This is a genomic window from Actinomadura alba (assembly GCF_014323705.1).
Lineage (GTDB): Bacteria > Actinomycetota > Actinomycetes > Streptosporangiales > Streptosporangiaceae > Actinomadura_C > Actinomadura_C alba.
Genome location: NZ_JABVEC010000053.1, coordinates 24925 through 35950 on the forward strand (window position 1 = coordinate 24925; position 11026 = coordinate 35950).

The following is an 11026-nucleotide window of genomic DNA, read 5'->3' on the forward strand; positions in this document are numbered from 1 at the left end:
TAAGTATGCCGCCACCCGGCGGTGCGACGTCCGGAGGACGGATGCGATGCCAATGACGCGGGTAACGCTCGCGGTGGCCGGAGCGGGAGTCCGAGGTGCCGCCTACGCCCGGCGCGCCCTCGCGACCGGCGACGCGAAAGTGGTGGCGGTGGCCGAGAGGGACCCGGGGCGGCGTGCGAGATTCGCCGCCGAGCACGACATCCCCCCGGACCGCGTCTTCGCGGACTGGCGCGAGCTCGCGGCGGCCGGGCGCGTGGCGACCGGCGTGATCATCGCGACGCAGGACCGCGAGCACGTCGAGCCCGCCGTCCGGTTCGCCGGCCTCGGCTACCACATCCTGCTGGAGAAGCCGATGGCCGGTGACGAGGCCGACGGCGCCCGGATCGTCGAGGCCGTCGAGCGCGCCGGTTCCATGCTCGCCGTGTGTCACGTGCTCCGTTATACGCCCTACACGCGCAAGATCAGAGAACTGATCGGCGCCGGCCGTATCGGCACGCCGGTGAGCGTGCAGCATCTGGAGCCGGTCGGATGGTGGCACCACGCGCACTCGTACGTACGGGGGAACTGGCGCCGCGAGGACGAGTCCGGTCCGATGCTCATGACGAAGTCGTGCCACGACATCGACTGGCTCATCCACATCATGGGTGAGGTGCCGGCCAGAGTCAGCTCGTTCGGCGGGCTGTCGCACTTCCGGCCCGAGCACCGGCCCGAGGGGGCGACCGACCGGTGCCTCACGTGCCCGGTCGAACCCCGCTGCCCCTACTCGGCGAAACGGCTCTACCTGTCCGCCCTCGGTGACCCGGTACGCGAGACGTGGCCGCTCGGAGCCGTGACCGACGACCTCACCGAGGCCGGCGTGCTGGCGGCGCTGCGCGACGGGCCGTACGGCCGGTGCGTGTACGCGAGCGACAACGACGTGGTGGACCACCAGGTCGTGAACCTGGAGTTCCCCTCGGGGGCGACGGCGTCCTTCACAATGACGGCGTTCACGCCGTTCGCGCAGAGGCAGACGCGCGTCTTCGGCACCCGCGGCAGCATCGAGGGCGACGGACGGCGGATCTCCGTGCACGACTTCGTCACCGGCGGCGTGGCGACGATCGACACCGGCGACGCCCATTCCGACCACGAGGAGTCGACCGGCAGGCACGACACCGCCGACGACGCGCTGCTCGACGCCTTCGTCGCGGCGCTCGCGACCGGCGACCCCGCACCGCTCGACTCCGACGCGAGCGAGAGCCTCGCCGGGCACCGCGTGGTCTGGGCGGCCGAGCGGGCACGGCGCACCGGGACGGTGGTGGACATCGCCCCGATCCAACCCAGGAAAGGTGCAACGAACCGATGAGGACCAAGACTCCGCTGGGCGCCGCCGTGACGGCGCTGGCCCTCGCCCTCGGCCTCGGCGCGTGCGGGGCCGGCGACGACGCCGCCGCGCCCACCGCGTCCGGGCCGGCGAACGAGGGACGCGGGCCGTTCACGTTCGCGACCGGCAAGGACCTGACCGGCCAGCTGCAGAAGCTGGCCGGCAAGTGGAACGCCGCCCACGCGAACGAGCAGGTCCGCATCGTCGAGCTGCCGGAGGCCGCCGACCAGCAGCGGCAGCAACTCGTGCAGAACGCCCAGATCAAGTCCGACGCCTTCGACGTGCTCAACATCGACGCCGTGTGGACCGCGGAGTTCGCCGCCCGCCAGTGGGTCGTCGAACTCGCCAAGGACAAGCTCGACAGCGCGGGGTTCGTTCCGGCCGCCCTGCGGACCGGGATGTACCGGGACCGCCTCTACGCGGCGCCCTGGCTGACCGGGACCGGCATCCTCTACTACCGCAAGGACCTCCTCACCAAGGCGGGCGTCGAGCAGCCGCCCAAGACCTGGGCGGAGATGCGGGCCGCGTGCGACAAGGTGAAGAAGCTGCCCGCCGGCAGGGGCGTCGACTGCTACGCGGGCCAGCACGACAAGTACGAGGGGCTCACGGTCAACTTCTCCGAGGCCGTGCAGTCGGCCGGCGGCACGGTGTTCGACGCCTCGGGTGCGCCGCAGGTGAACACACCGCAGGCCAAGGCCGGGCTCCGGTTCCTGGTCGACGGCTTCGCACAGGACGTGATCCCCAAGGAGGCGCTGACCTTCAAGGAGGAGGAGGGCCGCCGCCGGTTCCAGGACGGCAAGCTGGTCTTCCACCGCAACTGGGCCTACGTGTACGCGCTCGCCTCCGAGGACTCCGCCAAGGTGAAGGGCCGGTTCGACGTCGCGCCGCTGCCCGGTAAGGACGGGCTCGGCTCGGGCACCCTCGGCGGCAACAACCTGGCCGTGTCGGCGTTCTCCAAGCGCCAGGCAAGCGCACGCGACTTCGTCGCCTTCATGACCAGCCTCGAGACCGAGCGTGACTACGGCAAGAAGCAGTCGTTCCCGCTGTCGCGCGCCGCGCTGTACGACGACCCAGAGATGATCAAGCTCTACCCCTACCTGCCCACCCTGAAGGAGGGCCTGCTCCACGCCGAGTCGCGACCGGCGGTGGTGAGGTACGGCGATGTCACCGCGGCGGTCCAGGAGCACGTCTCCGCCGCCGTCAACGGGGAGAAGAGCGTCGACGAGGCGGCGGCCGGCCTGCAGGACGCCCTCGCCAAGCTGAAGGACTGACCCGACCACCAGGACCCGTCCCGCAGGACCCGGCGATCGCCGGGTGCTCCAGATCCCTCCGTCCGGGCGCACCAGCCGCCCGAGGCGAACCCGCCGTCCCCTCACGCCCTGGAGCCCGCGCATGAGATCACCCTTGCCCAGGTCCGGCCGCCGGTCCTTCCTCGCGATGACCGGCGTCGGCTCGGCCGCGTTCGCGCTCGGCACCGGCCGGGCCGCGGCCGACGAGCTCGACGGGGTCGGCGTCCCCGCCGACCCGTTCACCCTCGGCGTCGCATCCGGCGACCCGCTGCCGGACGGCTTCGTCCTGTGGACGCGGCTGGCCCCCGAGCCGCTGGCGCCGGACGGCCATGGCGGCATGCCGCGCCGCCCGTACACCGTGCGCTTCGAGGTCGCCGAGGACGAGCGGTTCACGCGCACGGCGGCCCGCGGTCAGGCGGTCGCGACCCCGGAGCTCGGGCACTCGGTGCACGCCGAGGTGCACGGCCTGCACCCCGGGCGCGACTACTTCTACCGGTTCCGGGTGGGCCGCGAGATCAGCCCGACCGGCCGTACGAAGACCGCGCCGGCACCTCACGCGACACCGGCCGAGCTGCGGTTCGCCACCGCCTCATGCCAGGCGTGGTACCACGGGCACTTCACCGCGTACGAGCACATGGCGCGTGAGGACCTCGACGTCGTGTTCTTCCTCGGCGACTACGTGTACGAGTACGCCATCAACGCCACGAACCTGTGGCGGCAGGGCGTACCGATGCCCCCGGCGGAGCACAACGCCCCGACCATCACGCTGGAGCAGTACCGGCTGCGGTACTCCCTGTTCAAGACCGACCCGCACCTGCAGGCCGTGCACGCGGCGGCGCCGTGGGTGACGACCACTGACGACCACGAGGTGGAGAACAACTACGCCGACGAGCTGTCACTGGAGAGCGGCACCCCGCCGCACGACTTCCTGCGCCGCCGCGCGGTCGCCTACCGCGCCTTCTACGAGAACCTGCCGGTGCGCTCGGCGCCGCGCGGCCCCGACCTGCCGTTGTACCGCCGGCTGCGGTGGGGTCGGCTCGCGGACATCGACGTGCTCGACAACCGGCAGTACCGCGATGGGTACCCGGCCGGGCAGGTATTCGACAACTCCCCCGAACGCCGCGACCCGCGCCGGTCGATCCTCGGCGAGCGGCAGGAGCAGTGGTTGTACGAGGGGCTGCGCCGCTCGGAGGCGACCTGGAACGTGTTCGCCCAAGGGGTCGTCATGGCCCAGATCGACCGCGACACCGGGTCCGGCGAGCTCTACAGCAACGACCAGTGGGACGGGTTCCCGGCCGCGCGCGACCGGCTCTTCGCCGCGTGGCGTCGGCACGGGATCACCAACCCAGTGGTGCTCACCGGGGACATCCACCGGCATGTGGCCGCCGAGCTGAAGGCCGACTGGACCGATCCGGCCTCCGCCGCGGTCGGCGTCGAACTCGCCGGCAGTTCCATCGCCTCCGACGGCGACGGTGCCGAGACCGACAACCTGGCGCCGATCTGGCTCGGCAACCCGCACGTGAAGCTCTACAAACCCCGCCGGGGCTACCTGACCTGCCGCATGACGCCGGCCTCGCTCACCTCCGAGTTCAAGTCCGTTCCCCAGGTCAGGGCACCCGGTGCCTCCATCACCACCACGGCGCGTTTCGTCACCGAGGCCGGTCACCCCGGCCTGAACCGGGAGGTCTGAGCCATGACCGAGAAGAGGACCGTGGGCCGCAGGGCCGCGCTCGGGCTCGCGACGGCGGCTGGAGTCGTCGGCGCGACCGCACGCCCGGCGGGCGCCGCGACCGGTGGCCGGCCGCGAGGCCCGCGGCCGGTGAGCAGGCCGCGGGCGACCGGTGAGCTCGGCCGCATCCGGCTGACCTGGGAGGGCGAGGCGTACGAACCGCTCGTGGACCACTACGCGGTGTACGGCTCCGAGTCGGCCGGCTTCCCGATCAGCCCGCAGACCCTCCTCACCAAGACGGTGTTCAGCACGTTCGCCCACAACGGGATGGGCGGACGGTCGCGCAGGTGGCACTACCGGGTGGTGGTCGTCGACGCGGCCGGCGAGCGCAGCGGTCCATGCCCGGAGTTCTCGGCGTCCAGCACCGAGTCGGTCACCGTGTCGGGCCGCCCGCTCGCGACCGTCGGCTCATTCGACCACAAGAGCCTGGAGCTCGCCCTCGCCCCGGCGGGCTACGCGCAATACCCCGCGCGGTTCCCCTCGGGCGTCAACGTCACCTCCGGCTCCGGCGCTGAGGCGGGCTGGTCGTACATCCACCCCGGGCCGATGGACTCGTGGGCGGGACGCAGGTCGCACCGGTTCACGTTCCGGTTCCGGCTGGACGCCGTCCCGGCGGGGGCGCCATGGCTGGCGATGTGGCTGGTCGACACGCACGCGTCGAGTCCCGGCGCGGCCCTCTTCGCGCTCAACGGGACCCAGGTGCGCGAGGTGCCGCTCGAGCGGGGCGCTACGCGCGGATCGCTCGAGGGCGACGCGACGCTTCCGGGTACGGTCCTCAAGCCGTCGTACGTCGAGTTCGCGCTGCCCACGTCGGCGCTGGTCGCCGGCGAGAACGTACTCACCATCGACAAGAACACCGGGTCCTGGCACGTCTACGACGCACTGGGGATCTTCCTGCGCTGAGCAGCCGAGGAACGGCGGGGGCGAGTGTGACATGTGCCTCCCGCGCGACCGCACGGGCTCCAGCACGACCGCGGTGGCGCTGGGCCTGGAGCGGGTCGGGTGGATCGTCACCGCCGCGGCGGTGCTGATCTCGATCGTCTTTCTCGCCTTTCTCATCTCCGACGTCACGTTCATGAAGGCGTTCGGCATCGGCCTGCCGCTGGCCGTGCTGATGGACGCCACGATCGTGCGGGGAGCCCTGCTGCCGGCGGTGATGCGGCTCGGCGGCCGGGCCACCTGGTGGGCACCCGGCCCGCTCCGCCGCCTGCACGCACGCTTCGGCCTGCGAGAGAGCGCCGGGGACGCCGCAATCGAACCGGCCAAGGCCCTCGCGCCGAGCTAGCCGGCTCCGGCGTTCTCCACCCGTTCCGGCGATCGCCGGCGGTCGCCGAGTGGGCCAACCCGCACGCGGGCGCGCCCATTCGGTTTCGGCGCTCATCAGCCGGGAACGCCCACCGATCCGTCTCCGCCGGCGACGCTGTGTCGTTCGACGGCACCCTTGTCCGATCTCCGTAGAAGGTCTAGGTATGTTCGACTAGTCGAATCCGGCCGGTCAGAGTGGGAGACAGCGTGTCAGATATCGAACTCAACCATGCGGGTGGGCGGATGCCGCTGGAGGTCACGCCCGCGACCGAGGGGCCGGGCGGCCTCGACATCTCGACCCTGCTCAAGGAGACCGGCTACGTCACCCTCGACCCCGGCTTCGTCAACACCGCCTCCTGTACCTCCGCGATCACCTACATCGACGGCGACGCCGGCATCCTGCGCTACCGCGGCTATCCGATCGAGGAACTGGCCGAGCGGTCGTCGTTCGTCGAGGTGGCGTACCTGCTGATCTACGGTGAGCTGCCCACGTCCGCGCAGCTCGAGGACTTCGAGGGCCGGATCCGTGAGCACACCCTCCTGCATGAGGACTTCAAGGCGTTCTTCTCCGGATTCCCCCGCGATGCCCACCCGATGGCGGTGCTGTCCTCCGCGGTGAGCGCGCTGTCCACCTTCTACCAGGACAGCCTGGACCCCTCCGACCCCGACCAGGTCGACATCTCCAGCATCAGGCTCATCTCCAAGCTGCCGACGATCGCCGCGTACGCGTACAAGACCTCGATCGGACAGCCCCTGCTGTACCCGGACAACTCACTCGGCTACATCGAGAACTTCCTGCGCATGTCCTTCGGCCTGCCGACCGTGCCGTACGAGATCGACCCCGAGATCGCGCGGGTCCTCGACATGCTGTTCGTCCTGCACGCCGACCACGAGCAGAACTGCTCGACGTCGACGGTCCGCATGGTCGGCTCCAGCCAGGCGAACCTGTTCTCGTCGGTGTCCGCCGGGGTCAACGCCCTCTTCGGCCCCTTGCACGGAGGCGCCAACCAGGCCGTACTGGAGATGCTGGAGCGGATCCACCAGAACGGCGACGACGTCGACGGGTTCGTACGGCGGGTCAAGGCCAAGGAGCCCGGGGTGAAGCTGATGGGCTTCGGGCACCGTGTCTACCGCAACTACGACCCGCGCGCCGCGGTGGTCAAGAAGGCGACGCGGGAGGTACTCGACCGGCTCGGCAAACCCGACCCGCTGCTCGACCTCGCGATGCGGCTCGAAGAGGTCGCGCTGAACGACGACTACTTCGTCGAGCGCAAGCTCTACCCGAACGTCGACTTCTACACCGGCGTCATCTACAAGGCGATGGGGTTCCCGACCAACGCGTTCACAGTCCTGTTCGCGCTCGGCCGGCTGCCCGGCTGGATCGCTCAGTGGCGCGAGATGATGGCCGATCCCGCGCTGAAGATCGGACGGCCGCGCCAGGTCTACACCGGCTCGCCCGAGCGGCACTACACGGGGATCGAAAAGCGGTAACACCGCCCGGCCGGTCACCCGTCGTAAAGCACGCGTACGTCGGTGGCGCCGCGGACGGCGGCGACCCGGCCGGCCTCGTCCAGAACGGCGTCGCGAACGCGGGCCGGCAACGGCTGGAACGGTGTCACCGTGATCTCCAGCCTGGCCCGGCCCGCCTTCCGCGCCCGCCAGACACCCTCGATCTCACCGTCCACCAGCAGCGCACCGGGTTTGGCGATCATCTTCCAGACCTTGGCGTGACGGGCCTTGTCGGGCACGAGGAGCGCGCGGTCGCGTGCCTGCAGGAACGGATCCGACGGCGGCAGCAGCCGCACCAGGTCCCGCTGGGTAGTACCGATGAACGAGGCGACCTCGGCCGGGGTGGCCGGGCCGTGCAGCCGCAGATAGGCCTCCGCCAGCGCCGCGGTCCCCTCGGCCCGGCGGGGGACCCCCGGCCGCCCCTCGATCGGCGCGAGCACGGCGGGCGAGGTACCCGGCCGGACGAGCACGCCCGCCGGCAGCCCGACCTGCTGGAACAGCGCGCCGGAGACGTGCCGCGCCCCGCACGACGCGCAGTCGTACGTGAGGGACGCCGGGATCCGCGCGGTGACCTCCGTACTGACCTCTCCCCTCGGCCGCGGTGCGGTGACGACCGCCCGCATGGCCTCCGCGGCCGCCGTGAACGCCGCCAGCCCGAGCCGGGCGCCTTCCTTGATCGATGTGGTGGCGATCCGGGCGGTCGCGTCCGCGTCGCTCAGCGGCCACAGAGCGGTGGAGAGCCCGGGCAGGTCCGCGATCCTGTGCAGATGCGGGGCGCCGCGGAACGTCCACACGAGCGCGAGCCCCTCGGGGTCGCCGGCCGGCGGCGTGGCCGACCGCGCTGCGAGGGCCAGCCGCGCCGAACCGGACGGGGTGTCCTGGACGCCGAGATCGAGCACGGCGAGGTCCGCCACGTCGCCGGCCTCCCGCTCGAGACCGTGCGCCATCACGCGGTAGGCCAGGACCCGACCACGGTCGACGTCGAGCACCACCGGCCTCACTCCCTCCCGACGCACGGCGTTCGTCCCGATCTGCCGGCGAGCCTACCCGGCACCCGCAGCAGCGCCGGGCGGGCGGCCACGGCGGCCACCGGGAGGCGTCGGCAATGGTCTTGGGTCTGTACACCGGCGGGTTCCGTGGGTTAGAAAAGACCGTTCCATTGATCAACTTCTGTTCCGGTCACCACCGGCGGAAGGAGCCCCCATGCGGCGACCCCGCTTTGGACGCGCGAAGATACCGTTCGCGGCCGTCCTCACCGCAGCTCTCGTCCCCGTCCTCGGCTTCTCGGGCAGCGCCACGGCCACCTCCAGGAACGTGCCGACGCCCGCGTCGGTGATCGGCTGGGAGCCGTGCGCCGACTACAAACTCGCGACCTACGAACAGGTCGCCGACTACTACCGCAGGCTCGACAAGGCCAGCGACCGGATGAAGCTGGTCGAGATCGGCAAGACGGAGTTCGGCCGCACCCAGCTGATGGCGATCATCTCCTCTGAGCGCAACCTCGAGACGAAGAACCTGGAACGGTACAAGCAGATCTCCGCCAGGCTCTCGAACGCGCGGGACCTCACCGAAGGGCAGGCCCGCACCCTCGCCGCCGACGGCAAGACCATCGCCTGGGTGGACTTCGGCATCCACTCCACCGAGGTGGCCAGTTCCCAGACCGCGCCGCTGTTCGCCTACCGCCTGGTCAGCGACGAGTCGCAGAAGGCCAAGCGGATCCGCGACGACGTCGTCACGCTCGTCGTGCCCAACATGAACCCTGACGGCACCACCGCGGTCGCCGACTGGTACATGCAGAACCTCGGCACGCCGTACCGCGACACCACCTATCCGTGGCTGTACCAGAAGTACGCGGGGCACGACGACAACCGCGACTGGTACATGTACAACCTCGCCGAGACCCGCAACATCGGCAACCAGCTGTACCACGAGTGGTTCCCGCAGCTGATCCACAACACCCACCAAGTGGCGGCCTTCCCAGCGCGGATCTTCGTACCGCCGTTCAAGGATCCGACCAACCCGAACATCCCGCCGGAGGTCACCCGCGGGGTCAACCTCGTCGGCTCGGCGATGACCCAGCAGCTCGACTTCGAGGGCAAGACCGGTGCCGTGTCCCGGCAGCAGTACGACGCATGGTGGAACGGCGGCATGCGCTCGGTACCGCAGTACCACAACATGATCGGCATGCTCACCGAGACCGCGCACGCCTCGGCGACCCCCGCGACCTATGACAAGTCGACCTTCCCGAAGACGTTCGCCGACGGGACCTCGACCTCCGAGCCCTCGACCTTCTACCCCAGCCCCTACCAGGGCGGCGAGTGGCACCTGCGGGACAGCTGCGAGTACATCAACACCGCGTCCATGGCGATGCTCGACATCGCAAGCGAGAAGCGCCAGGACTGGCTGTACGGCGGGTACCTGACCGGGCAGCGGCAGATCAAGGCCGGCGGCACGGAGACCTACGTCGTCCCGGCGAACCAGGCCGACTTCCCGACGGCCGTCAAAATGATCAATGCCCTGCGTTGGGAGGGCATCGAGATCGAGCAGGCCAAGGCGGGGTTCACCGTCGGCACGAAGACCTACCCGGCGGGCAGCTTCATCATCCGCGCCGCCCAGGCGTACCGGCCCGCGGTCGTCGACCTGCTGAACCCGCAGGTCTACCCGGACCGTCGGCAGTACCCGGGCGGGCCGCCGGAACGCCCGTACGACATCGCCGGGTGGACCCTGCCGATGCAGATGGGCGTGGCGGTCGACAAGCACAGCGAGGCGTTCCAGGCGTCCACGACCCCCGTGACCTGGGCGAAGCCGCCGGCGGGAGCCGTGGAGGGCGGACCGAAGTACGCCTTCGCCCTGGACCCCCGGGTCAATGACAGCACCACAGCCGTCAACGGCCTCCTCGCCGCCGGCCAGAGCGTCCAGCGGGCCACCACGGCGGTGAAGACCCGTACCGGCGAGCTGCCGGCCGGTGCGTACCTCGTGAGCCCGAGCGCCGCGAGCAAGCTGACCGAGCCGGCGAACCGGCTCGGGCTGAAGGTCTCGGCCGTGGACGCCGCGCCGGCGAAGGTCGCCACGCTCAAGGCCCCGCGCATCGGCCTCTACAAGGCGGTGGGCGGCAACGCCGACGAGGGCTGGACGCGCTACATCCTCGAGCGCTTCGGCTTCGGTTTCGGCTCACTGCCGGACGCGGAGATCCGTAAGGGCGACCTGCGGTCGAAGTACGACGTCATCGTGCTGCCGGATGCGAGCTACGCCACCATGCGCGACGGCAAGCGGGCCGGCTCCTACCCCGAGGAGCTGACCGGCGGCATGACCGCGGCGGGCGTGGGCAACCTGAAGAAGTTCGTCGAGGACGGCGGCACGCTGGTCACGTTGAACGACGCGGCCGAGCTGCCGGTCAAGGCGTTCGATCTTCCCGTCACCGATGTGACGGCGGGCGTGGCCTCGGACAAGCTCTTCGTGCCCGGGTCGATCCTGAGGTCCACGGTCGACACCACCGATCCGCTGGCGTACGGCATGTCGGAGGAGTTCTCGGCGTTCGCCTCCTCCAGTCCCGCGTTCACCGTCACCGGCGACGGTGTCCGGACCGTCGGCAAGTACCCCGGCTCGGGTCTGCTGAAGAGCGGCTGGCTGCTCGGCGAAGACCTCATCGCGGGCCGGGCGAACGTGCTCGACGCCAAGGTGGGCGAGGGCGACGTGGCGATCCTGGGCTTCAAGCCGCAGCACCGGGCCCAGTCGCACGGCACCTACCGGCTGCTGTTCAACGCCCTCTACCTGGGCACGACCGGCTGACCGGACGGCGGGTCCGTCACCGGGCGGTGACGGACCCGCCGAGTC

Annotated in this window: 8 protein-coding genes; 7 read left to right on the forward strand and 1 reads right to left on the reverse strand. The window is 70.7% G+C overall.

Annotation, left to right across the window (positions count from 1 at the left end):
* Window positions 1-52 precede the first annotated feature (52 nt).
* From HKK74_RS36655 to HKK74_RS36680, 6 genes are all read left to right on the forward strand, one after another.
* Window positions 53-1342, forward strand: coding sequence for a Gfo/Idh/MocA family protein (locus HKK74_RS36655; RefSeq protein WP_187248025.1), 1290 nt, complete (start codon window positions 53-55; stop codon window positions 1340-1342).
* Entirely contained in the window at window positions 1339-2631 is a 1293-nt protein-coding gene (locus tag HKK74_RS36660) for an ABC transporter substrate-binding protein (protein ID WP_187248026.1), read from the forward strand. The genes HKK74_RS36655 and HKK74_RS36660 overlap by 4 nt, the downstream gene beginning before the upstream one ends.
* Before the next feature lie 121 nt (window positions 2632-2752).
* Window positions 2753-4339 carry an alkaline phosphatase D family protein gene (locus HKK74_RS36665; RefSeq protein ID WP_187248027.1) on the forward strand — a complete coding sequence of 529 codons (1587 nt, stop codon included), beginning with the start codon at window positions 2753-2755 and terminating at the stop codon, window positions 4337-4339.
* A gap of 3 nt (window positions 4340-4342) precedes the next feature.
* Window positions 4343-5281, forward strand: a complete 939-nt coding sequence (locus tag HKK74_RS36670; protein ID WP_187248028.1) for a polysaccharide lyase family protein — start codon at window positions 4343-4345, stop codon at window positions 5279-5281.
* Window positions 5282-5312: 31 nt separating this feature from the next.
* The gene (locus HKK74_RS36675) at window positions 5313-5663 is read left to right on the forward strand and encodes an MMPL family transporter (RefSeq protein ID WP_187248029.1); all 351 of its coding nucleotides are present in this window, start codon (window positions 5313-5315) and stop codon (window positions 5661-5663) included.
* Window positions 5664-5890: 227 nt separating this feature from the next.
* Window positions 5891-7174 (forward strand): citrate synthase, encoded by a 1284-nt coding sequence (locus HKK74_RS36680; protein ID WP_187248030.1) that lies wholly within the window; start codon window positions 5891-5893, stop codon window positions 7172-7174.
* Window positions 7175-7188: 14 nt separating this feature from the next.
* Here the strand turns inward: HKK74_RS36680 and HKK74_RS36685 are convergent, their stop codons facing one another.
* Window positions 7189-8184, reverse strand: coding sequence for a DNA glycosylase AlkZ-like family protein (locus tag HKK74_RS36685; protein WP_222723193.1), 996 nt, complete (start codon window positions 8182-8184; stop codon window positions 7189-7191).
* Window positions 8185-8395: 211 nt separating this feature from the next.
* Between HKK74_RS36685 and HKK74_RS36690 the strand changes: the two genes are divergently transcribed.
* Window positions 8396-10981, forward strand: a complete 2586-nt coding sequence (locus tag HKK74_RS36690) for a M14 family metallopeptidase (RefSeq protein WP_187248031.1) — start codon at window positions 8396-8398, stop codon at window positions 10979-10981.
* The last annotated feature ends 45 nt before the right edge of the window (window positions 10982-11026 follow it).